Source organism: Spirobacillus cienkowskii (assembly GCF_037081835.1).
In the GTDB taxonomy this organism is placed as follows: Bacteria; Bdellovibrionota_B; Oligoflexia; order Silvanigrellales; family Silvanigrellaceae; genus Silvanigrella; species Silvanigrella cienkowskii.
Window position 1 is genome coordinate 1750048 of sequence record NZ_CP146516.1, and the last position, 24462, is coordinate 1774509.

The following is a 24462-nucleotide window of genomic DNA, read 5'->3' on the forward strand; positions in this document are numbered from 1 at the left end:
AATTTTTAACTTGGAAAAATTATGGATCTTAAAAGCGAGCTACTACAAGTTTTTAAAGAAGAAAGCGCAGACCTCATTGAACGCGCTCGCAATCAGCTTGATGGTTTTTTTGAGGCAAATAATAAGCAACAAAGATTTCAAGATATTCTGAGAGTGATTCACACAATTAAAGGCAATGCAGGAACGCTCGAGTTTAATAACATTAAAAAATATGCTCATGAATTAGAAACAGAACTAATTGCGCTTAAAAATAACGAAAATAATATCACAAAAAATCAAGTGAATAATATTTTTAAATTTTTTGACTACTTTGAAAGTGTATTAAATAACGAAATCAATGAAAGTGAAAATTTATCATTTAATAAAGAAACACAATCTTTAAGTATTCAAGAAAATTTATTATCGGGCGCAGTCGGTTTTTTTGATGAAAAATCAACTGCTGCGCCATTCGAGTTGTTCAAACCCATCGATGCTCCAAAAATTATTGAAAAAAACGAAGTAAAATCTAATAAAAATAATAATGATTTTGTAAGAGTTTCTGTCGATAGAATTGAAAAAAATTTTGATATTATTTCAGAAATATTTTTAATTAGAAATCAAATGCGCTATTTAGTAGAACAACATCACTCGCAAAATATTACCACAGAAGATTTTTTTCAACGTTGGGAAATTTTAGATAATACGTTACGAAAAGAAATTGGCGAATTAGAAAATATTTCAATGTCTATGCGTATGACTCCCATAAAAAATTTATTGAGAAGAATGGAAAAAACCGTAAGAAGCTACCTTGACTCAAATAAAGATAAAGATATCCTTGTTGAAATAGAGGGAGAAGATGTTGAGTTTGATAAAAAGATTATTGACTCACTTGCAGAGCCACTGATTCATCTTACACGGAATGCCATGGATCACGGCATTGAAACAACCAAAGAACGAATTTCCTTAGGAAAAAGTCCTCAAGCAATTATTAAACTTGCAATTAAAGTTATTGCTAACGAAGCAATTTTAGATGTTAGTGACGACGGACGAGGAATAGATGAAAATAAAGTTTTGCAATCTGCAATAAAAAAAGGACTGAATGTCAGTCATGTCAAGACAAAAGATGACATGATTCAACTCATTTTTTTGCCAGGATTTAGCACTGTAGATAATGTTAGTGATGTTTCTGGCAGAGGAATAGGCATGGATGCTGTAAAAAGCTACGTAGAAAGCTTAAGTGGTAATTTAAGTATTCAAACAGAAATTAATCGTGGCACAAATATTACGTTACGATTGCCTTTAGGAATGTCTGTTGTTCCTGTGATTATTGCAAAGGCCAATCATGTAAAATTCGCAATATTAAACTCTGAAATACTTGAACTTAAAAAAATATTTCCTTCTGAAATAGTAAAAAATGGTGCTTTTTTCTACTATAAAAGAGATAATGAATTTATACCTTGTTACAATATTGAAGATACTCTTTTTAGTCATTTAAAAATGAAATCTGATTTTTTTAATAATAAAGAAAAATTGTCTATTTGTATTATAGGACAAACAGGAAAATTTGCGGCAGTACAAATTGGAGAATTTCTTGAAAACGCAGAAATTGTTATTAAACCATATCCAACAAATGCTCCAAAATTTAATTTTGTTACTGGAATTTCAATATTAGCAACTGGAGAACCTTCTTTTGTAATCTCACTGAATAAGTTTTGTGAACAAATTCCAAAAAGCCTTAATTTAAAACATGTTGAGGAAATTTGATGAACATTTCAGAAATACAACAAAAACAAAATTTATTGCCAACAGAACAACCTGAAGATTTGGGATTTTATACCCTTGTAAAATTTTCGGTTGGAGAGAAATTTTATGCCGTTAGCATAAAAAATGTTCATGAAATTTTAGAATCAGTTGAGTTTACACCATATCCAAAAGAAGATAATAAACATATTGGAATTATTAATGTTAGAGGAGTTGTGATACCATTAGTTCAGTTAGATGGTGTGTCTTCTAAAAAAAAGTTTGATAAAGTCATTATTTTAGAATATCAACAAAATAAACTTTGGGCAATTGGAATTCACAAAGTACAAAAAGTAAACTTTAAAGCAAAATTTATAATTTCTGGACAAACTATTAATTTAAATGGAACTCCAGTTTATTACTTAGACGAAAAAATATTTGAAGAAATTTTTAAGGAAAAATAATGAAAGACTTATTATCCATAAAACAAAATAACAATGAGAAAAATGTAATTATTCTTCCTTTTTCAATTTCTAAAAACAACTTAGATTTGAATTTATGCTTAAATGTTCAAAAAATTTCTGCTGTCATTGAAGAAGGTGAATTTTCTTTATTACCTGGTGTTCCTAAGCCGTTTGTTTATATGATAGAGTTCCAAGGCACTCCCATTCCAATACTCGAGATCGAAACTCTCATTGAAAATTGCAAGCTTAATTTTACTGATAAAAAACCAAATGAAAAAAAAAGAATTTTTAAAAAAAGAATTATTATCTGTCATGTTCTTGGAATAAAAACAGGGATAATTGTTAATAATACAAAAAAAATTCAAGCTATTTTAAATATAAATATTTTACCACCTCCCGATATTTGGGAGAGCGACAATCAATTTTTTGTAAGTGGAATGATTCAAGAAAAAGATCATTATCGCTATCTCTTTGACATCGAAAAATTTTTACTAAATTTAGGCATTCAAGCAGGAACGGTATCGCAAAAACAATATGACAATAAACTAAACTTAAAAGGAAAAAAAGCGTTAATTGTTGAAGACTCTCGAGTTTATCAACTACTCGCGCAAAGATTTTTTGAAAAATATGAAATGCAAATTGATCTCGCGCGTGATGGTTTAGAAGGACTCAATCTGTTAATGAAAAAAGGAAATGAGTATGATATTATCGTATCAGATATTGAAATGCCGAATATGAGTGGTGTTGATATGATAAAGCGTTACAAGTTAGATAACAAACTATACAAGGTGCCTATTGTGTTTCACTCTTCGATTTCTAATCCCGCATATGGTAAAGATCTTTTTGACCAAGGATTGGGCACACTGATTACCAAATTTAATGAAGAAACTCTTTTTCAAACAATTCTTGAAATTTTTAATAACAAAAAATAATTATAGGAAAAAAAATGAGTTGTATTTTTAAACAAATTCAAGACCCAATTTCATTTACATATACTTATATTATTGGCGACAGTAAAACAAAAGAAGTTGCTATCATTGATTCTGTAAACGAAAATTATACAAACTATATTTCTATTATTCAAAACAATCACTGGACACTCAAGTATTTAATAGAAACCCATACGCACGCAGACCACATTACAGCAATTAAAAAAATAAAAAAAATATTTCCAAATACTAAAGTGTTATTATCAAATAAATCCTTAGCACAGTACGAGTTTACAAAAGTTCAAGATAAAGATATTTTTTATGTGGGCGACATAGAATTCATGTTTTTTGAAACTCCAGGACATACCACAGATAGTATAAGTGTTTTAATTAACAAAAATAGATTGCTTACAGGAGATTGTTTATTTATTGGTTCTTGCGGTAGAACTGATTTTCAAAATGGCAACAATAAAGACATGTTTAATTCTTTGAATAAGATACTCTTACTTGACGATGATGTTTTAGTATACCCTGGGCACGATTATAATAATAGATATGTTTCAACCATTCAAGAAGAAAAAATAACAAATAAAGTTTTGCGCCTTAAAAAATTTGAAGAGTTTGAAGCTGAACTCAACTCTTGGAAACTACCACCCCCCAAAAAAATTCAAGAGTCTGTTCCTGCAAATATTGTTGGTGGTATTGATTAAATACGATTGTGTCACTTTAATTTTATTCGTTTAATAATAATTTTAATTGCTGAAATACACGATCGACTGAGAGATCTTCTAAACATTCACGACGTGGCAATTTGCATGTATTGCTAGAACAACCAAAACACCCTTCTGTTCGTTGTAAAAAATGATGCTTGCGATTATTAGGATGACACCAGTTTTCTGGACGAGATGGACCATGTATTTCTAATGTTTTTGCACCACCTGCAACTGCCACATGGCTCAAACCACTTGAATTGCCAACCCACGCCTGTGCTTTTTGCGAAACAAATCCAAGCTCCGGTAAACCAAATCCCGGCGGAAACACACTATAATTTAAAGAGATGCCCGCTTTTTGCAAAAGATACTGCAATTCTTGATGCAAGGCATAAATCATGTCTTTTTCTCCAGTGCCCACAACCACACCACAGCATGTTTGAGTTCTGTAATAATTTTAAAACCTAATGCAACATATGATTGACCTGGCCAACGGCGTACTGGACGCCGATGGGTGGCACTTAGAGCAATAAATTTAAACTCCTGCGGCACACCATCAAAAGTAGAAACATGATTTGCCACAATATTCTCAAGCCACGCATTCACATTGTTTTGATACGCAGCATTTATAGGAATTACGGGATAAATATTCAAATAGTCTTGTTCTGTTAAGACAATTCCCAACGGCTCTAACAATTTAATTCGCGTATGACCAAGATAGCCATCATCCAAACTTTTACGCGGAATCAATGCAGTGAAAGCACGATTTCGCAAAGCATTGACAGAAAAACTAACCTTGGTTTGCGCACCAGAGATAACAGCAAACAATGCGGTACGCGGGTTGTTCATGGCATCAATCACAATTTGATATTTTTGTTGTCGCAAATGACGTAAAAATAAAAAATAGCGCCATATAAACAAAAACCATAATTTTATTTTAGCCAATAAAGAGTGATGAGAAACGTCTTGCTTTGACCAAATAGGATAATAAAAAGATTGATTTAAATAAGGGTTTTCCTGCAATAAAGTTATTGCCATAGGGTGTGCACACCAATCAATTTTAGCATCAGGAAACCTTTTGCGCAGCACTTCTGCAAGCGGCGTGCCCAACAAAACGTCCCCTAACTGTCTTGGTAAGATGATCAAAATTCTATTTGCCACGAGACTCTCTCCAACCCAAAATGAATTGCTTGCTTTTTTAAATATTACTATTTTTTTATCGCTACCAACATACCTTCGCCTGTTGGCAAAATCGTGGTTACCAATCTTGAATCCGTGGCGCATTTTTGATTAAAAAGCTGCATTGCAGCAACCAATTGTGCCAGTTCTCCATGAGCAGGTAATTTATGATCATCTTCACCTATAAAACCAAAGACAAAAACATTGTCAGCAACCAATAAACCACCTGAACGCAAGTTCTGCACAGCCCAATCAAAATAATTGGGATAATTTAACTTATCGGCATCAATAAATACCAAATCAAAAGGACCATGCGACTGCAAACCAGGAAGGGTATCTAACGCTTTGCCATGAATAACCTCAATCTTATGGGTAAGGTTGAGATCTGCAAATACTTGCTTGGCAACATTGTGATGATGCGCACTTGCTTCGCATGTATAAAGCTTACCATCTTCTGGCAATGCCTTTGCCAAAAAAAGCGCCGAATAGCCACACAAGGTGCCAATTTCAACAATTTTTTTTGCTTGTATGGAACGTGCTAATACTTCTAAGTGCCGCCCATCGGTTGCAACAACTTGCAAAGGAGGTGTGCCTTTTTGTTTTGCTAAATTTAAAGCATGCTGTAAGTTTGAATCAGAAGAAATATCAAGAAGGTTTTCTACATATTGAGAAACGTGCTGAGACAAATTGGAAAAAGATTTAGGACGCATCAAACAATTCCTCGATACTCTTTTACTTTATAAACACTGATTTTTAAGAAATATAAGAGGAGAAAAGAAAAGGAGTGGTGGCACCTCCCAGAATCGAACTGGGGACACGTGGATTTTCAGTCCACTGCTCTACCGACTGAGCTAAAGTGCCAACGTTTGGTAGGACTGTGACTAATACACGAATGCGAGTTCAGTCAAGCATTCCTTATAAGTTTTTTTAATTTTTTTAAAATGCTCCGTTTTTAAACAAAAACAAACTTCGCAACGCCGTTTCTTGTTGTGTAATGCGTAAGGAGTAAGCAAAAACTAAAGTTTGCACACTTCTATATGTTGCTTTCAACATTGAGTTTGTTGTTGGACACACCCAAGCCTCGCTCCCCAATTGGGTAGCATTAAAAATAGCAGCAGCTTTTGCCGCTAAACAGACAGGAGCTCCAGGACCACTTGGCGCACAAGACAACGCTGCCTCAGCAAAGCAGGCTTTCACTTGTAATGCCGCACCATCTAATGCAATTTGATTAAAATGTGGCGATAATAAAGGAGATTTACAGTTGCTTGATCCACCAAATGGATTCATCAAGCAATGCGCATTAAAAGCAGAGTGGTCTGGTATCAATAACGATGCTTGAGTACGCTGAAAATGCTGACCAAAAGGAGTTAACATAAAATTATAGACACTGTTAATTGCCGCTTTGGGTCTTTCAAACCAAGTCATTTCTTGTTGAGGGTAATACAAAGATCTTCCAGATAAAACATGCTGTATTGCATTAAAATCATCGGTTGTGTGCAATTGCGCCACATCATAACCCACTGTGCCAGTGCATGTTGTAAACGTAAATTCCCCTTTGTCCTTTGCAAGAACCTGATACAAACTCTCTAAAGAACATGTTTGCGCATTGCCTACAATGGCAGAAAATGGCTGGACTGCCTTTTTTTCTGCAAAAACCCCCTGGTTCACATCGATACTCAATTTAAAAAAAGAGCTTGGGTTTAATGCTTGCATCGCAATCCGATCAAGCAAGTCTTCTGTCGTTCCATCAAACTCAGGCCAAGTCGCTGCTTGTCGCTCTTCAATTGCAAAATGTGCGGCTGAGGTACTTAAAGCGCTGTGAGCAATTAAATCTTGATAAATTCGCGCTTGTTGCTGAAATATAATAAACAGCGCACCCAATATCAAAAAAAACAATGGCAAAATAAATAAAAACTCAACCAAAGATTGCCCCTGCTCTTGTTTCGCTTTTCTTTTAATCATAAAAAACATTTTCACTAGAAATTAATCCTACCCAATTTGGATAAAAAAAGGATTTTAAAAAACTATCTGCATTTACGTTACAGTCTTTAGAAAACAAAAAATCATCATCACTGATTAACTTAATGTCATGCTCATTAAAAAATTTTTTATTACACATAAAATTAGGATGTGTTATTCTTACATTACTATCTTTTGAAAAAGAATTAAAAAAATCACTATTTAAAATTTCTAACTCAAAAAAATAATACAATTTTGACAAAAAATCAGAAACGATAGTTAATTTTTTATTAGCTATTACATATTTATTAGATACAAATTTTAACTCATTAAAAAATTCTTGAGTATTTACAACTGGAACATACCAAATACCATAACTATGTTTATTAAAATCATGAGAAGATTTAGAATAATCAATAATATCTTGAGAAGTATGATATTGAATAAAAGAAAAATATGCAATGGATTTTATAATATTTTTTTGCGGTCTAAATATTTTACAAGAATCTTTTTGTAAATAAAAAGAATACAAATTTTCTAGTAATGAAAAATTATGAATACCAGGCTTATTGTACAAATCAGTTTGAGACTCAAGCGCTAAGCAAAACACAAAAGAATTTGATGATTGCACAAACAAACGACTCATTTCATAAGGCAAAGAGTTTACTAACTGTGAATTTTTTTCTGCTAATGACTTTGCTAGCAATAATCCTCTTGCTGATTGCAACGCAAATGAAGAATAAATTTTATTCAAACCGTTTTTTGTGTCTGTATTTATATAATTTATTTCATCGCCAATTTTAGATTTATGCAAAGAGTAAGTTTTCCAATAAGGCTGGCTAAATGCAAAATAAGAACCAATTTCAAAACTTTCTGCGTAGGCATTCTCAAAGGTAATTAAAGAAGAAATAATATTAAAATTATTAACAGAAATTTCATTTAATATATTAGCAATTTTTGATGATTTTAAAATTAATTCTTCTCTATTTTTTTGTATATTTACTTGATTTCTCATATAAGTTTCAGAAATGAATAAAAAATATAATACACAAATTAAGGTTAATAATAAAAAAATAATACCACTCACCAATGTTTGACCCAATTGATTATTTTCTTTGCTCATTTTGCACCTGATTCATAAAATCGTCTATATTTACTTTGTTTAATAATTTACTCAAATCATAACGGTATTGCTTATAAATACCGATGACATCATTGTTCATAGAAAAACCATTTTCATAAATAGACGATGACGCTGGCCATGGAAAATATGCGGCAGACCTAACTCTAAACCAAAACAAGGGTTCATAAAAAGAATTATAAGAAAAATATCCCAAACAATTGTGGCTAGAATCACTCTCTAATGTAGTATTTATTTTTTTACCTATTTTGCTTTTACTTTTATAATATAAATCAATATTTCTAAATAAACTTGAAAATAACACAGGCAAACAAACATTTATTTTTAAGTAAACGCCATTTGGATTTTTTAAATAATTACTATTTTCGATTAATTTTAAGTCTACAAAAACATACTGTTCTTTAATTACCAATAAATTATTATTAGTATTAATATTATTATCAAAAGATAGCAATGATGTGGGAAATTTTTTAATTTCTGATTTTATATATTTATTTAAATTCGATTCAAAAATTTCTTTTTTATTATTTAAAGTATACTTTTCTTGTGAATTTATAAGGCCTTGTTTTTTTAAACTCAAATGAGAATAAGAAATACTTTGCACACATTCAACTACAATTGTATTGATATAGTTTTTAAAAGATAAAAGTCTCGCAATTTCAATAACAGAAAAAACACAAAAAAGTAAAATAATAATAGAAAAAAAACTTTCTACAATAGCCTGTCCAGATTGATTATTATTATCAATTTTTTTATAATTCATTTTTAGTTTTCATTCTCAAAAAATAAAGCTCATCTGCATCGATAAATTTTTTAATTATCTTATAATTCCTATTTTTATTTAACTTTTTTTCAACATTTTTATTTAAATATTTATTATTATTAATAATCTCAAATTCTTTGATATTATTATTTTTAACAAAAAACTCAAAACCTTGGTATAATTTTTTTTGTGATATATTATACGCTTCTGCTTGAATAACATCTTCCTTAATAACACTATCTTTAAATACTAAAAGCAACAACAAAAAAATTAAAATAAAAAAGTTTTTTAAATACTTAACTATAATAAAAAAAGCATGCTTAACAAAAACTAAAAAATTTTTGTTTATAAAGAATGCTCTTAAGCCAACGAGACCAAAATTAACAAGAAAAAAATTTTGCTTGTACTTAAAATCATAATGAATTAATAATATTTGACTCATATTTTTGTGTATAAAATACAAATCATCATAATAATCAAATACTTCCTCGATGGACAAAAAACTATTAGAATCGTTGTTTTTTATAATAAATTCATCAAAATTTACTAAAAATATGCTCAAATCATCTTTATTTATTAAAAAATTTTCAAGATACGTACTTGTTCTATCTTTAAAAGAATAAACAAAATATTTATTATTGCTTAGGCTCATTTAATTTAACACCAAATATTTACAAATATGACTTAAATTTTTATTTTTTAAAAATCCTGTAATATGGTCTTCTAAAACCAAAGAATATTTACTGATATTTTTTAACTCAAAATTTTGATGATTATTAAAAATTAATATCTTTTTTTCTGCAGATAATTTATATATAAAATATTCTTTCTCTCCAATTTTGCATAACTCATTCGGACGAACAATAAATGAATTATTATTTTTATCAATAAATACAATGCTATTATAATATACAGCGATATATATATTTTTTGCAGTATTTTCTTCACTATATTTTACAAGTAATACTTGATAATCATTAATGCCATTAATGATTGCTAGTTTTCCATTAATAAAACCTTGAGAATTATGCAAAGTTACAGACGCAAATTTATCAATAAAACCAATCCATTCTCTAACTAAAAAACCATTATATTTAGAACTATAATTATTTTTAAAATAACTTCCTCCAATTAAAGAATAAAACGTAAATAAAAAAATAAAAATTAATAAAGTATTAAATATTAATTTAAAAATCTTATTATTAATTATTTTTTTTATAGTATAAATAATAATTTTTATTTTATTTAATAATATAATTATTGTTTTATAAAGATTTAATTCAAATTTATTTTTTATATTATACCTAAAATCTTTAATTTTTTTGTCATCTTTAAATACAAATGGAACTTCTAAAAAAAAGATATCTTTGCTAAATTGAGGATTATCAATAGCAAAGTAAACACCACGCAACAGGCTGCATTCGTTTTTATTACAATAACTAAATTGAATAATGGATTTTTTATAATCTAAGACTATTAACACACAACACCTTAATCTAATAAACTACCAGTTAACAAATTTTGGTAATGAAAAGCTTTCTTTTCAATAAACTTTTTAATATCTATATCGTCATTTTGTTGATCGGAACGTATTGCAGATACTGCAATCCACAATTCAGAATCATCATCTTTAAAGCGTCTACTTTTAAAAATTTCTCCAATAATAGGGATATTGCTTAAAATTGGAAACCTATCAACATTTTTAGAATTTTTAGATTGCACCAAACCACTAAGAAGTGCATAATTATTATCTTTTAAAATAATATTTGTATTAATTTTTCGCGAAACAAATCCGGGAACATTTTGAAAAGATAAGTATTCTGAAACATCACTAACCTCTAATTCTAATTTAAGCCAAATCGATCCATCATTTTGTAATACCGGTGTTACATTAAATAAAATACCAAAAGGCTTATATGTAACTGTCGTATTTTGATTTGTATTTGTTGTCGTAGAAGCCGCTGCGACAATTGGCACCTCGCCTCCTGCTAAAAATGTTGCTTTTTCTCCAGATCGGGTAATCACAACGGGCTGAGCGATATTTCTAGAAAAACTTCTTTGCTGTATTGCTTTTAACAACATCTCCATTGGCGCGATCTGAAACGTAGAGTGCACCGATGATGCAAGTGTTGAAGGCGAAAAATTTAAAGTCCCTTTAACTGGGTTACGCATTCCTGGCTGCTGCAACCCTGCTTCAATGCGGTTGAGTTTACCCACCTCTAAAAAATGCAAATTTATTTGCACACTCTCGCTCGCACCAGTTGTATCTTGTATTGCATTCACAACATTCGGTAACAATGCGCTGACATATTGCCACGATCGATTTTTACTAGTCATTGAATTAGAAATACCTGTAAAACAATACAATCCTCCTCGATTTATTATCTTAATATGTTTATCTCCAAGTAACTTTATATCATTTTCAATTGATTTTAGTATAAGTGGTTCAATGTCTTGAGAAATTGTATACAACGGAAAAAACAATTGCGGCCTTGGAGCAACAATGTTTACAAGTTTACGAAAATCAGAAAATAATTTAATACGACCTAAAATAATTATTTTACCGCCTTTAATTTGCGGAACAATTCCTGAAATTTTTTTAAGCGATGTATAAAAATGGTGTAAAGAATTTGCTGAAGGCTGTAGCGCGATATCAAAATTATCCAAATCATAATCATAAATTTCAAATTCTTTTGCGATAACAATATGCCATACACTTTGCACACCATCTGGATATAAAATTTGTACGTCTACTTTTCCTTCACGTTGAGGAATAAATTTTACAGAATTTGTTAAGCCAATTCTTTGTACTTGCAAATATTCGGGATCAGAAATTATGATTGATTGAGGAGCAGAGCCTAAATCAACAATTTTTTCTTTTCCTGTTATCAGCTTTAAATTTTCACTAGCAAAACTACTATTTGCAATTAAAACAAGCAAAATCATCGATAATAATGAAATTAAAAATCTCATTTTAAAAACAATACTTAATAATTTGCTTTTAATAATACTAAATGAAGCATTCTTTTTTAATTGTACATTTAAAAAAAATTCATTCTTACAATGTGATTCGTGAATTTCTGCAACATAACAAGAGCCTCTTGGTGCAATAAATATACTATTAGGTAAAATTAAACATGGTTTGCTCATCAACTTTTTTTTCTTATCAAAACTCACCACACAAATAGAAAAATTCATTCCAAATGTGTGAAAAATTTTTTTATTCTTGTATAAAATACCAGAATTGTAAGATAAATTTGTATGATTGAGCAAACCAACTTGAGCTGCAGCCATTCCACGAATCACCACCAAGTCAATTGCAGATTCATTTTCAAGTTGACTTATTTTTTTATATAAAAAATTAAAAAAACCTATTTTTGCTTTACTTTTATTAATATAAAGAACAGCCATTAATAACCTCAATAATTAAAAAACAACTTACTTATAAGTTAAAAATGCAAATTTAATAAATTTAAAACAGACTTCAAACAAATTTATAATAAAATAGAATTATTGAAAATTTTTATTTATTTAACGAATAAAAGGACAAATTAGAAAAAAAGATAATAAAATTAGTACTATAATATTAAAAAAATGTCTGATTACAATATGCTTCCTGTTTTGTAGACAAGTTCTTTCTATGGAATATTGCTTCACAGGAGAAGTCACTTATGTATAAAAAAATTAATAAAAACAAAGAACTTGGTCAAGGTCTTACCGAATACGCAATTATTTTGAGTTTAATTGCCATTGCAGCCATTGCGTCAACAGCTTTTTTTGGCGCAGCAATTAAATCTAAAATTGCATCTTTAGCTGGAGCTATTGCTGGTCAAGATGTAAGTAAAATTATGGATTCTGAAAAAAAAGCAGTATCAGCTGCACAAAAAGCACAAAAAAATGCTTCTAAAGTTTCTGGAAATATGTCCATAGAAAATAACTCTGATATATTTGATGAAGAAAATCTTTAAAAAAAATTTAAAAAATGAATAATAATAAAATCAAATGGAATGATATTCCAACAAATTCTTCGCTTCATAAAAATATAAAATTGGTAAATAAAAAAACTCAAATTTTATTTGCTATAATTTTTGCAATATTTCAGTATTTTTTATTTTCTGCTATATATACAATTAGCAATAACCATAATAGTTTAAATAAAACATATGTAATGGCGGCACAAAAGGATTTAGAACCAGGTTTTATTATTACTGAAAATGACGTTAAAGTGATACAAGTTGATTTAGGTGAAACTCACAATTATTTTATTAATCACGAAGAAAATAGTTTAATTTTAGGAAAAAAATTACTTACTAAAATTTACAAAAACTCTTTAATTCCAAAAAATTCGGTAGTTAGCATAAACCATAAAAACTCTTTACTTGAAAAAATTCCTCTTGGAAAAAGACTTTTTACTTTAAACCTTGAATTAGAAAATTATTTAAATATTTTAAAAATAGGTGATAAAATTGATTTAATTGCATATTTAGAAATTCCTGGTTTTGGCAAGGCCACAGAAACAATTTTAAGCGGTATAGAAATTATTGCAATCACAAACCAATTTCATGCTAAAGAAAGAAAAACTACAAGTAATTCAATTAGTTTTTATTTGTTTCCTGAAGAAGTTAAAGTTTTATCTTTTATGAAGCAATATGCAAAGTTTTCTATTTCATTAAGAAATCCTAATGACATCTCTTCGCATTCTGGAGAGGCAATGACATTAAATAAGTTTATTCAAAATGAAAAAATTCAGAAAATTATTAAAAATGATGGTTTTCAAATTATTCAGGGTAAAAAGCAATAAAATGAAATGGAAAATTATAGACACTATAAATGATCTTGAAGCAGATATAATGAGTAACATGAACTTTCTAATTGGAAGTTCAGAAAACTGTGACATAAAAATTAATGAAGAAAAATTTAAAAGTATTTCTTATCAAGTATTTTTAGACAACAATTTTGTATTTTTAAAAAATAATTATAATAATATTGTTAAATTTAAAGAATGCAATATCAAAATAAATAATAAACAAATTTTTTTAAAAACAGAAAAATATAGTTTTGTTTTAATTCCTAGTGAACAAGAAATTTCAAAAATTTTTAGATCACAAGAATTTAAAATAACTTTATCCTATATGCAAAATTTATTATCTCATTGTAATTATAATCAATTTGAAAACAATGAAAATAATATAATCAATTTTATAAATTTATGTTGCGAACATTTAAATACTTTTTTTTGGAAAAAAGAAGACATCCATAAAGAAACAAGCAGAAAGTACTTTCAAAAAATTATTTGGTGTCTTTGGGCTCAAGTGTTTGAACATGGTATTTTAACTTTTGTTTTACAAGATCCAACTATTTCAGAAATAATGGTTAATAGTGATTCAAAAATTTATTTAGAAAAATCAGGGGTTATTAGTTTATCTGAATTACAATACGAATCTTCATTAGAACTTCTTTCAACAATAGAGAGAATTTGTAATAAAATAGGAAGAAGAATCGATCAACACACTCCATTTTGTGATGCAAGGTTACCTGATGGCTCTCGCGTGCATGCCATTATTCCTCCTCTTGCCATAACTGGACCATGCTTAACTATAAGAAAATTTCCTAAAAAAATGATAAATTTTTTAGATCTCGTACAACTCAATACGATACCAATAAATTGTAGTAAATATTTAGAAGATATTGTTAGATCTAAAAAAAATATTTTAATTTCTGGGGGTACGGGCACTGGTAAAACAACTCTCCTCAATTGTCTCTCTGCATTTATTAATAATCAAGAAAGAATTATTACAATTGAAGACTCTGCAGAGCTACAACTACAACAACCTCATGTTATTCGTTTAGAATGTAGAAATGCAAACATCGAAAATCAAGGTCAAATTACAATTCGAGATTTGTTAAAAAATACATTACGCATGCGTCCCGACCGTATCATTATTGGCGAATGCAGAGGCTTGGAAGCACTCGATATGCTGCAAGCAATGAACACAGGCCATGAAGGTAGCATGACGACAATTCATGCAAATTCTGCTTCTGATGCCTTACGACGCTTAGAAACTTTGGTGTTATTTGCTGCTGAAAAATTACCCTCACACGCCATACGAGAGCAAATTGCATCAGCAATTCACGTTGTCATTCAACTATCCAGAAATTCTCATGGTAGCAGGTTTATTAAAGGAATTTACGAAGTAAAAGAACACAATGAGAATACAAATAAAATAGTATTAACCAATATATACGAAGATTGAAATGACCTTAATTTTAATTTTAATTACAAATTTTTTATTTATTAAATATAATAAATTATTTTTAATAATCATAAATAAAAAAATTGTTTACTTTAATCAAATTTTTAAAGCATATTTTTTTACCAAAAAAAATCCAATGGAAGTTTACTTTATTATTGAAAGTTTTAAATCATATTTGACTTCGGGGTTACAACCTTCTCAGGCTCTTGAGTTGTTATTAAACAAGAAAATATCAACTAAAAATTATTGTTATTTATATAAAATTAACCAACTATACAAAAGCGGAAAAAGTTTTAAAGAAGCTCTCGAAAAAACAACCAATGAAATTGACAACAATTATGGCAACCAACATATTATAATATTTTTAACCTCAATTCTTATTGGTTTAAAAAGCTCAGGAAATTTAATATTTATTTTAGAAAAATCACAAATTAAAATTAAAGAAAAAATTTTAGTTACGCAAAAAATTAAAGCATATACATCACAAATTCGACTACAAGCAATTGTTATAAGTTTATCACCATTATTTTTAAGTTTATTTATATGGATAATTTCACCACTAAAAATCACATACTTTTTTACAGATAGTTTTGGAAATATTTTATTAATATTTATGATATTTCTTAATATTATAGGATTTTATTTTTTAAATTTAATTTCAAGGCAAAATTAATATGATTTTTATTATTTTAAATTTTTTATTTAATTTACTATTTCTTTATTTTTATCCAATGAAATTAAATTTTAAGTATAAAAAAGTATCTGTTAAAAAAAACAGCGTTCGAGATTTGTATGCCTGTGCCGATTTTCTTGATAACATGCTTTTATACTTAGAAGCAGGGTTTGACGCCTTTCATGCTTTTGAACATGCAGCAACGTTTACCAATTGCCCAAGTATCAAAAAATTTGCATTTGACACGTTACAAATTTACAACACAGGCTGCTCTTTCAACAATGCTTTAAATTTCTGTATTAATAATAATAAAAACTTTTATTTTAACGAAATCATTGAGCACATCCAATTAAGTTTAAAACTTGGGACCTCTCTTAAACTTACACTAACAGAACTCAGTCATTTTATGAAATTTCGCTGTAATCTCAAAACAGAAGAAATTATCGCTCAATTTCCTGTAAAAATGATTTTTCCTCTGGTGTTCTTTATTTTTCCAGTTATATTTATAATTCTTGGCAGTAGCTCAATTCAGGACTTACTTCGTTCATTACGTTTTTAAATTGTTAACCAGGAGATAATCATGGATGACCTTGAAATACCAACTTCTGAGGATGTTGCAAAAATTCCAAAGTTTAAAACTGATAATTTAAATATTGATGCAATTCTTGAATTTTATTTTATTGACACAACGACTTTATGGAGAAATAAACTTGATGAAATGGCAAAAGAGTATGATCTGAGTCGGCTAGAAAGACGTATTTTAGCTTACATTGGAAGAAATCCAGGAATTCGCCAAGCAGATTTGGCATTAATTATGGATGTAGAGCCACAAAGTCTGACCCGTTCATTAGAAAATATGGATCAAAAAAAGTGGCTGCAAAAACAAGATGACAATAAAGACAAAAGAGCAAAATGCTTGCATCTCACAGAACTTGGCAATAGCAAACTGACAGATGCATTTAAAATTAGCGAACATATTAGACCAAAAGTTCTCAACGGCATCTCAGAAGAAAATAAAATTTTGCTTACCCAAGTTTTAAAACAATTACGCAAAAATCTAGAAATTAACTATTAAAAATGTAAATTATTTTGATCAAGAACAACAAGTGCAGCACCTATCGCGCCTGCGGAATCTCCAATTTTATGTTTATAAATTGGAATGGGTTGTTCTGGCAAATAGGTATTTTCTCCAACCTTCTTTTCGAGCCCATCATAAATAATATCTTGGAGACTCAAACCGCCTCCAAACACAAAATAATGGGGATCAAGACAACACGTTAACGAACCCAAAAATAATGCGAGGTCTGATTTGTATCGTTTGACAACTGCTAAAGCAATCGGATCTTGAGCTTTATACAATTCAAATATTTGTGCAGCACTGGGTCGTTTTTCTATTTGTGAATAAATACGATTATTTAAAGCAGACTCTAATGCTGGACCACATAAATACTGTTCTGCACACCCTGCCCGTCCGCAGTAGCAAGGGTAGCCTCCTGGGTACAACGTCATATGGCCAACTTCTCCAGCACCCCCTCTACGACCTGTCACCACTTTACCGTTAACAATAATGCCACCACCAAAACCAGAGCCTAATATTAAGCCAATTGCAACTTGCTTGTTAACAGGAATCCCTGTTTTCTTAAAATACTCTAATCCCGCACCACAAAGCGACTCGGCTAAAGCAAAACAATTTGCATCATTTTCTGAAATAATTGGACAAGAAAGACCTAGTTTTTTTGATAAATCGTTGTGTAAATTATGGCCAACTAAAACCATGGTATTACTAGAAGTCACCAACTCCGTTTTTGGATCTACAGGACCTGGAACACTTAAACCTATTCCTGAAAGTTTTTCTAATGCCACGTTTTTTTCAGCACAGATTTCATTTGTTAAAATCGCCATTTTATCAATTAATTGCTCATAACCATGATGACGTTCTGTAGCGACTCGCTTTTTATATAACACAAAACCTGGAACAATGTCTCCAGTTGACTTTTGAAATTCAAAAGATGAAATTACTGATATATTTGATTTTAAATTACCAATATAAATTAGCATTGCTTCTACTTTTGTTCCACCAATGTCAAATCCAATAAGATACATAATCTTGTCTCCAACAGAATCTATAAAAAATAGAACTTGCAGCTTGCCATAATTGCCAAACAATTATCAACTCAATTGTCCCCTCCTTGTCTTTTAATATCTTAAAAGTGGGTTTCACACGAGTTAGTAACTTTTAATCATTTATAACAAAAAACATTTTAGCGCATATAAAATTCAATAATATTATCTATTTCGACATTCATTGATTTGACTTCTTCAAATAATCTTTCTAATAAAGAACGGTGTTTAGAGATATTTTGTATTGTAACCTGACTATCAGTATCCACTTGATGCGAATGAATAAAGTTTATTGCTTCTTTTTCAAGCTTTTCTATAAGGGCATATTCTTGACTTCCTTGTGACAATTGCAAAGCTTTCTCTTTTGTTAATGGGAGACGTGCAACACAAACTCTAAAATAATTTTGAATTGAGACAAGTTGCTCAACAAGATAAAGAGTATGAGCAGAGTTATAATTTTTTTCAAATGTATGGATTCTTAATAAGTTATAAATTGTCAGCAAAGAAAAATGGATTCTTTCTTGTGATAAAATAAATGCCTCATATTCTTTTAAAGGATAATTTCGATTACCTAATTCATAGTAAATTTCAATTATTTTATTACGAGCATTTTGATTGTTTGTTGCAGACAAAACCTTTTGGTTATAAACTTCATCATCTTTTATTTTATCTTCAACCCAATCTATAATATTTTGAAACAAATTTTCTGTTTCAGAAACGACATCAACCAGATTTTTTCTAAAAGTATTGCTTGCAAAGTCGGGCCAAAGCAAAAGAGAACCTAACGTTCCAAATAAGGCTCCTACAGCAACATCTTCTACTCGTAATAAAGCAAAATGCACTCCATCCGAAAAAATTAAAGAATATAAAGAAATTAAACCGAAAGTAAAAAAGAATACTGTATAAGTGTAAGAATACACGGTATGTACAGAGTTATAAATAGCAAAAATACAAGAAATCAAAACCAACGAAACAACAATCAAAATATTCCCTTGAAATAAAATAGTCACAACAAAGGCGGCAGCACATCCAAAAATAGTACCAAATAATCTTTCTTTAACTCTAATAATAGTAGCTCCAAAGTTTGCTTGTAAACAAACTATTGCAGTAATTATAATCCATCCAGGAAACTCTGTTTTTAACCATTTTTCATTTACAAACAAACAAACGACACAAACAATACTTGTACGCCACGCCTGCTTGATTTCAAAAATTTCAAAGTTAATCAAATTTAAAATAAAATTTTTAAATTGATTTATATATTCCATAATCTACTCTTTTTGACATAAAAACTTAAACTCAGAGTTTAACAAACTAATATTGTCTTTTAGTTGATATACGCTCGAATAAATTTCTTCAAATGTTTTATCAAAAGCATATTTTTCTCCAAATTTTTCAATTTTTTTAAACTCGACTAGTGCATCCAGATAAATTTTTTCATATAAAAATGACAAATCTTGAACTGTAAATTGCTTTCTAGTTGTTAAAAATTTAATGAGATCATTATTAGTTTTGTGCATTAAATTAAAAATACTTCTAACAACAAACTCATACTCTAAAGGTACATTTAAAGTTCTAATTTTTAAAGAAATAGCTACTGTTGCCTCGATAAATCGCTCTGTTAACACAGCAGCTATATAGATTGAAAACAAATAATTTTTATGATATATTTTTTGTTTTTTTCTATAAAAATTAATTTCGTTAATCATTAGCCTTAGGCTTTGAATTCTGGAAAAAATTCTTTCTCTTCTTTTTGTTAATTGCTTAGTTGATTTATCATATTTATGGAAAGTGTATTTTTCTACAGCATCAATATAAAATGTTAATTCTCTTAAAATTGATTTAATTTCAAATAAACATTCTTTTTGCAGACGTGGTCTAAGAATTACAGTACATATTAATAAACAAATAGCAAAGGCTGCTATATTTAAAAAAACAAATTTTAACGCTTCATTAAAGTTTTTTAAAGAAAAAACTGTATACATTGGAATAATATAAATCCAAATTGAAAATAATGAATCAATTTTATAATATGAAAAAATATAAATTAAAAATGTAATTATAAAAATAAAAATACATATTAAAATAAAGTTTTTAGAATAAGGATAAGAAATTAAAATGGCAACTGTTGAAATAAAAAAAGCTAAAAATAAATTAAATTCAAACCGCCAATATTGTGAACGAACTGCAGACTGCGATAAACTGAGAACAGCAACTCCCATAAAAATTAAGTCATAATCCCGATAAAAATAAAAAATAAAAAAAACAATTAACAGCGCAAAACAGCTTCTGACACCTTGCATAAATGAGCGGTAGTCACGCTCCCAAACATACAAAAACATTTGTAACATAGAATTTTTATTCATCAAGTTGCGTTAACCATTCCATTATTATCTTCATTTCTCGGCTTGTGACATAATCTTTTGCATATGCAATATCTAAAATATCCGTCGTGTTAAAAAGACTTTTGAAAACAAGTTGTTTTGAAGAAAAATTATTGCGCGACGATTTTAAATTATGAGTTGTAATGCTTGTGGCAATAATTTTTTTTGTTGCATATCCTGTTAATGACTCTGCTGCTTTGCATAAACTCGCACCCGTTGTGACCATATCATCAACCAACACAATTAGCGCTTGAGTTGGCAAAGCTCCTTCAATCTGTTGATTGAGTCCATGCTGTTTTGCACTGCCTCTCACATACACAAATCCTGCATTACAGTATTGCGCCAATGCATAAGCGGGGGCGATGCCTGCTGTTGCTGTTCCTGCAAAAGTCAGGTGATGCATTGAGTTCATATCCAAAAATTCGTCTTTAAGAACCTCAACCCACTTTGCAATAACTCTATTTCTTAGGCCAACATGAGAAAAAATTTTTCGGTGGTCAAGATAAACTGGAGCTTCTTTCCCACTTGATAAGGTAAACATTGGATTGGTCGAAATTTGAATGACTTTCGCTTCAAAAAAACCACGGACAATATCATGGGTCACAGAATCAAGAATCATGAGCAGCAATCTCCACAATTTTTTGGTAAGGAACTTTAAGAGAATCAGCAACTTCTGAGGCTAAGCCTAAATTCCACATCATTCCTGTTGCAACCTGAACAACATCAGCTCCTGCTGCAATATAAGAATGAAATTCACGTGCTGAGGAAACGCCTCCAACTCCAATAATTCCAAGTTGTTCATTAAGAATTCCAAGTTTTGTTCTCGTTTCTGCTAGCAATGATACCATAGTTAATCCTTGCTCTAATATCAGCGAACCACACACACCGCCAGAAAGCACACCGCTTCCTAATGCAACATTTCCACTTGGCGTTTTAATATCTGCAGCCACTGTATTAATTGCACTAATTGCATGAAGCATCCCCGCAGTTTCAGAAATAAGTCGCTTAACATCTTCTGCGCTGAGAACACCAATTTTAATAATCAGTTTTATATTTGCTTGAGACTCTAAAATAACTTTATTGACTAATTTTATAATTTTAATTGTTTGTAAAACATCCTGAAAAAGAGGGGTCGCATTTTCGTTTGGACAACTCAAATTTATTTCTAATAACTGAAAACCGCTTAACCAAACAGAATGAGTTGCCATTTTAGTGATTTGGAATATATCTTCTAAAAAATCATCATTGCTATTTTGTGAATGCCAATTCTGTTTGTGACTGCCTTGAAAACTTAATACCACATGCTTCCCACTGCATTTTGCAAACGGAGCCAATTCTTGAAAATCTTTTTGCCAAACCTCTGGTTTTTGACTCGGCACACCAAATGAATTTGAAATAGACAAAGGAGAATTAAAATACTCTCTATTTTTAAAATTTTTCCCTATTACATTAGGGTTATCATTTACAAAAAGAGATTTTTTATCTGATTGAATATGCAAAATATTTGGCAAATTATGCGCGGGCCAATATTGCGATCTCACTGTTTTATAAACTGGTAAACAAAAACCTGCTTCTAATGCAACTTTTACATATTCTGTATTTAATAAAGGGCCAGCAGGAACCCCAAATGGAATATGCAATGGAATACCTAAAAAAGAATATTTTGGTTTTGTTAAATAATTTATCTTTGAAAAACAGCGCTCACTTAAAAACTCGGCTTTAGGACCTTGTTTATAATTATCTTCATAACTTGAAAATACATCATACATATTCAGTGATTCCTAATACTTTTTTGCCATTTGCAGTTGCAATTTTAACCAATTCATCAATTTCATAAAAATGATTTGCTTCTAATAAAACTCGTAATTCTGTAGCCATGTGTCCATCAGAAAATGGTTTATAAATATCAAAAATGTTGTCACTTCCTAATGCAACAGTTAAGCCAGCAGGTACCATTTCATCAATGGGAGTAACAGAATTGTGTGTTGGGGTTAAACTTTCATTGCGTTTGCTATCTAACCAAGCTGTTGGGCACGCAACAAAACTCAAACCCGCGTCGTAACACAATTTGTATAATTCTTGCCTATATTTTACTGGATGAGCTGCAATAGAAATTCCATGAATTGCCGTTACTTTACCTTCAAGACCATGGGCAATTGTTCTCCTAGCTAACAATTCAGTTTCTTTTTCTTCTGCTGTATTCAGTTGATCAACATGTACATGAACTCTTTTTCCAGTTTGTTTTGCAGCCATTAATAATATGTCAATATGCTCTTGTTCAAAACCTCTATCGATAGCCGGCAGCCCGCCAATAATATCGACATACTCAAGAGAAAACTCAAACCACTTGCGCGCATTTTTTTGAATTACCCCTTTTAATGTTTGACAAGCTATTAAAAAATTTAATTTTAACTCTTCTTGCGCAAATACTTTTGCTTTTTTTGCTGCAAAAAGAGCTTTTTCTTGAACCACATCATCGCAATCAATAAATGATAAGCAGTGATTTATATTTTGTTGTTTTTGTAATTTTAAAACTTTTGTTATATTTTTATAAAAAGTTTCTTCTTTTGTTTCTTTTTTATATTTATCTAATAATTTCCATTTTTCTTGAAGATTTTTGTGAACATTACCTGATTCTTTGATGAAATCATCGATGATAACAGAAAAAGCTCGATCTAAATGCGCATGCGCATTTACAAAACCACCTTCACGTTTAATTTTTTCGTATAAATGTTGTAATGGATCCCACATTTAAGTTGCCTCCAATTTTTTAATACTTCAATTTTTAAGATACTTTCCATCATTTTTTTTGTAAAAATTGGAAAAAGATTAGATTAATAAATTTAATGCAAAATTAAATCGGATTTGCTTATATTTTCTTTATTTTTTTCGCTATTTAAAGATACAAAATTATACTGTTCTTTTTCTTGAGACATTCGCATTTGCATTGTATAAATTTCTATAAATCCTGCTGACGCATTTTGATTAAATGCGTCATTTTTCATAAATGTTGCTAATTTTTCATCAAAAATTCCTTTTTGGGTTTCTATTGCCAAAACGTCTAATTTACCTTTAAATAATTTTATTGTAACAACACCCGTTACTTTTTCATTAATTTTTTCAATAAATGCATTTAAATTTTTCATCAATGGCTCATGCCATAATGCACCATAACAAAGATAGCCCCATTTTTGATCGACAAGATGCTTAAATTCATTTTCTAATTTTGTACAAACAAATTTTTCGAGTGCTTCGTGTGCACAAATAATTGTATGTGCCGCAGGTGACTCATAAATGCCACGTACTTTCAATCCAACAATGCGATCTTCAAGATGATGCGAAACCCCCACCCCATGCAATGCTGCAATGTGATTTAAGTTTTGAATTAAAGATGGCAAATCCATTTCTTTACCATTTAATTTTACTGGAAGTCCTGCTAAAAAACATAACTTTACAAAACAAGCTTGATTGGGTGTCTCTTCCACTGTGTTACAAACTTGCAAAATATTTTTTAAGTTTGGCACCAAAGAGGGGTTTTCAATTTCACCCCCTTCTGCCGACACACCCCACATGTTATCGTCATAACTGTAAGGCGAATCGTGTGTTTGTTTAACAGGAATATGATGAAGCGATGCATACTCCAACTCTTCATCACGCCCCATTCCCCACTCCCTTACAGGAGCAATGATTTTCATGTCCGGCGCAAGAGTTAACACCGTTCCTTCAATGCGCACTTGATCGTTTCCTTTTCCAGTACAACCATGTGCGATACAATCACAGTTTTCTTGTCGTGCAATATCAACCGCAATTTTTGCTAACAGAGGACGTCCAAGGGGAGTTGCCAAATGATAATCTCCTTGATAGCGGGCATTCGCTTTGATTCCTTTTGCAATGTATTCGTAAGCAAATTCTTTTTTTGCATCGACAACAAATGCTTTTTTAGCTCCAAGACATAGCGCTTTCTGTCTTATTTCTTCTAAATTGTCTGACTGTTGTCCAATATCAATTGTTAATGCAATCACCTCAGCATGATATTGTTCTTGAATCCATTTGAGCATAACCGAAGTGTCTAGTCCTCCAGAATATAATAAGACAACCTTACGAATTTCTCCGACTCTGCCTTCATACGAAGCAACTTTTAGATACTTCTGCATATTTAACTCCAA

At 30.0% G+C, this 24462-nt stretch carries 26 protein-coding genes and 1 tRNA gene; 10 read left to right on the forward strand and 17 right to left on the reverse strand.

What is annotated here, in order from left to right:
* Positions 1-21 precede the first annotated feature (21 nt).
* The 4 genes from Spiro2_RS07705 to Spiro2_RS07720 are packed head-to-tail and all read left to right on the forward strand — an operon-like array spanning position 22 to position 3822.
* Positions 22-1743, forward strand: a complete 1722-nt coding sequence (locus tag Spiro2_RS07705; RefSeq protein ID WP_338635125.1) for a chemotaxis protein CheA — start codon at positions 22-24, stop codon at positions 1741-1743.
* A complete protein-coding gene (locus Spiro2_RS07710; protein ID WP_338635126.1) occupies positions 1743-2183 on the forward strand; it encodes a chemotaxis protein CheW in 441 nt (146 codons plus the stop codon). The genes Spiro2_RS07705 and Spiro2_RS07710 overlap by 1 nt, the downstream gene beginning before the upstream one ends.
* Entirely contained in the window at positions 2183-3115 is a 933-nt protein-coding gene (locus Spiro2_RS07715) for a response regulator (protein WP_338635127.1), read from the forward strand. The genes Spiro2_RS07710 and Spiro2_RS07715 overlap by 1 nt, the downstream gene beginning before the upstream one ends.
* 14 nt (positions 3116-3129) lie before the next feature.
* Positions 3130-3822: an MBL fold metallo-hydrolase gene (locus Spiro2_RS07720; protein WP_338635128.1), complete on the forward strand. Its 693-nt coding sequence runs from the start codon at positions 3130-3132 to the stop codon at positions 3820-3822.
* Positions 3823-3844: 22 nt separating this feature from the next.
* Here the strand turns inward: Spiro2_RS07720 and Spiro2_RS07725 are convergent, their stop codons facing one another.
* From Spiro2_RS07725 to Spiro2_RS07770, 10 genes are all read right to left on the reverse strand, one after another.
* Positions 3845-4222: a glycosyltransferase family 9 protein gene (locus tag Spiro2_RS07725; RefSeq protein WP_338635129.1), complete on the reverse strand. Its 378-nt coding sequence runs from the start codon at positions 4220-4222 to the stop codon at positions 3845-3847.
* Positions 4219-4983, reverse strand: coding sequence for a hypothetical protein (locus tag Spiro2_RS07730; RefSeq protein WP_338635130.1), 765 nt, complete (start codon positions 4981-4983; stop codon positions 4219-4221). The genes Spiro2_RS07725 and Spiro2_RS07730 overlap by 4 nt, the downstream gene beginning before the upstream one ends.
* A 47-nt stretch (positions 4984-5030) precedes the next feature.
* The gene (locus Spiro2_RS07735; protein ID WP_338635131.1) at positions 5031-5711 is read right to left on the reverse strand and encodes an O-methyltransferase; all 681 of its coding nucleotides are present in this window, start codon (positions 5709-5711) and stop codon (positions 5031-5033) included.
* A 75-nt stretch (positions 5712-5786) separates the two neighbouring features.
* A tRNA-Phe gene (locus tag Spiro2_RS07740) sits at positions 5787-5862 on the reverse strand.
* A gap of 75 nt (positions 5863-5937) precedes the next feature.
* Entirely contained in the window at positions 5938-6978 is a 1041-nt protein-coding gene (locus tag Spiro2_RS07745; RefSeq protein ID WP_338635132.1) for a hypothetical protein, read from the reverse strand.
* Positions 6956-8083, reverse strand: a complete 1128-nt coding sequence (locus tag Spiro2_RS07750; RefSeq protein WP_338635133.1) for a hypothetical protein — start codon at positions 8081-8083, stop codon at positions 6956-6958. Before Spiro2_RS07750 ends, Spiro2_RS07745 begins: the two co-directional genes overlap by 23 nt.
* Positions 8067-8864, reverse strand: coding sequence for a hypothetical protein (locus tag Spiro2_RS07755; RefSeq protein ID WP_338635134.1), 798 nt, complete (start codon positions 8862-8864; stop codon positions 8067-8069). Before Spiro2_RS07755 ends, Spiro2_RS07750 begins: the two co-directional genes overlap by 17 nt.
* Positions 8854-9516 (reverse strand): hypothetical protein, encoded by a 663-nt coding sequence (locus tag Spiro2_RS07760; RefSeq protein ID WP_338635135.1) that lies wholly within the window; start codon positions 9514-9516, stop codon positions 8854-8856. Before Spiro2_RS07760 ends, Spiro2_RS07755 begins: the two co-directional genes overlap by 11 nt.
* Positions 9517-10347: a hypothetical protein gene (locus Spiro2_RS07765; protein ID WP_338635136.1), complete on the reverse strand. Its 831-nt coding sequence runs from the start codon at positions 10345-10347 to the stop codon at positions 9517-9519.
* An 8-nt stretch (positions 10348-10355) separates the two neighbouring features.
* Positions 10356-12275 carry a hypothetical protein gene (locus Spiro2_RS07770; RefSeq protein ID WP_338635137.1) on the reverse strand — a complete coding sequence of 640 codons (1920 nt, stop codon included), beginning with the start codon at positions 12273-12275 and terminating at the stop codon, positions 10356-10358.
* A gap of 260 nt (positions 12276-12535) precedes the next feature.
* Here Spiro2_RS07770 and Spiro2_RS07775 point away from each other — a divergent pair, with 260 nt between their 5' ends.
* The 6 genes from Spiro2_RS07775 to Spiro2_RS07800 are packed head-to-tail and all read left to right on the forward strand — an operon-like array spanning position 12536 to position 16866.
* Positions 12536-12832 carry a hypothetical protein gene (locus tag Spiro2_RS07775; protein ID WP_338635139.1) on the forward strand — a complete coding sequence of 99 codons (297 nt, stop codon included), beginning with the start codon at positions 12536-12538 and terminating at the stop codon, positions 12830-12832.
* Positions 12833-12846: 14 nt separating this feature from the next.
* On the forward strand, positions 12847-13665 hold the full coding sequence (gene cpaB, locus Spiro2_RS07780) for a Flp pilus assembly protein CpaB (RefSeq protein WP_338635142.1): 819 nt from the start codon (positions 12847-12849) through the stop codon (positions 13663-13665).
* A 1-nt stretch (position 13666) separates the two neighbouring features.
* Entirely contained in the window at positions 13667-15118 is a 1452-nt protein-coding gene (locus Spiro2_RS07785) for a CpaF family protein (protein WP_338635143.1), read from the forward strand.
* A gap of 1 nt (position 15119) precedes the next feature.
* The gene (locus tag Spiro2_RS07790) at positions 15120-15791 is read left to right on the forward strand and encodes a type II secretion system F family protein (RefSeq protein WP_338635144.1); all 672 of its coding nucleotides are present in this window, start codon (positions 15120-15122) and stop codon (positions 15789-15791) included.
* Position 15792: 1 nt separating this feature from the next.
* Positions 15793-16350, forward strand: a complete 558-nt coding sequence (locus tag Spiro2_RS07795) for a type II secretion system F family protein (RefSeq protein WP_338635145.1) — start codon at positions 15793-15795, stop codon at positions 16348-16350.
* 21 nt (positions 16351-16371) lie between these two features.
* Positions 16372-16866 (forward strand): MarR family winged helix-turn-helix transcriptional regulator, encoded by a 495-nt coding sequence (locus Spiro2_RS07800; RefSeq protein ID WP_338635146.1) that lies wholly within the window; start codon positions 16372-16374, stop codon positions 16864-16866.
* On the opposite strand, the gene Spiro2_RS07805 is transcribed toward Spiro2_RS07800, so the two are convergent.
* From Spiro2_RS07805 to Spiro2_RS07835, 7 genes are all read right to left on the reverse strand, one after another.
* Positions 16863-17894, reverse strand: a complete 1032-nt coding sequence (locus Spiro2_RS07805; protein WP_338635147.1) for an ROK family protein — start codon at positions 17892-17894, stop codon at positions 16863-16865. The genes Spiro2_RS07800 and Spiro2_RS07805 overlap by 4 nt on opposite strands.
* Before the next feature lie 158 nt (positions 17895-18052).
* A complete protein-coding gene (locus Spiro2_RS07810) occupies positions 18053-19180 on the reverse strand; it encodes an FUSC family protein (protein ID WP_338635148.1) in 1128 nt (375 codons plus the stop codon).
* A gap of 3 nt (positions 19181-19183) precedes the next feature.
* On the reverse strand, positions 19184-20278 hold the full coding sequence (locus tag Spiro2_RS07815; protein ID WP_338635149.1) for a hypothetical protein: 1095 nt from the start codon (positions 20276-20278) through the stop codon (positions 19184-19186).
* On the reverse strand, positions 20271-20915 hold the full coding sequence (locus tag Spiro2_RS07820) for an orotate phosphoribosyltransferase (protein ID WP_338635150.1): 645 nt from the start codon (positions 20913-20915) through the stop codon (positions 20271-20273). The genes Spiro2_RS07815 and Spiro2_RS07820 overlap by 8 nt, the downstream gene beginning before the upstream one ends.
* Positions 20905-22065 (reverse strand): hypothetical protein, encoded by a 1161-nt coding sequence (locus Spiro2_RS07825; protein ID WP_338635151.1) that lies wholly within the window; start codon positions 22063-22065, stop codon positions 20905-20907. Before Spiro2_RS07825 ends, Spiro2_RS07820 begins: the two co-directional genes overlap by 11 nt.
* Complete coding sequence (locus tag Spiro2_RS07830; RefSeq protein WP_338635152.1) at positions 22058-23047, reverse strand: amidohydrolase family protein; 990 nt, start codon at positions 23045-23047, stop codon at positions 22058-22060. The genes Spiro2_RS07825 and Spiro2_RS07830 overlap by 8 nt, the downstream gene beginning before the upstream one ends.
* A gap of 92 nt (positions 23048-23139) precedes the next feature.
* Positions 23140-24450: an argininosuccinate synthase gene (locus Spiro2_RS07835; protein WP_338635153.1), complete on the reverse strand. Its 1311-nt coding sequence runs from the start codon at positions 24448-24450 to the stop codon at positions 23140-23142.
* Between the last annotated feature and the right edge of the window lie 12 nt (positions 24451-24462).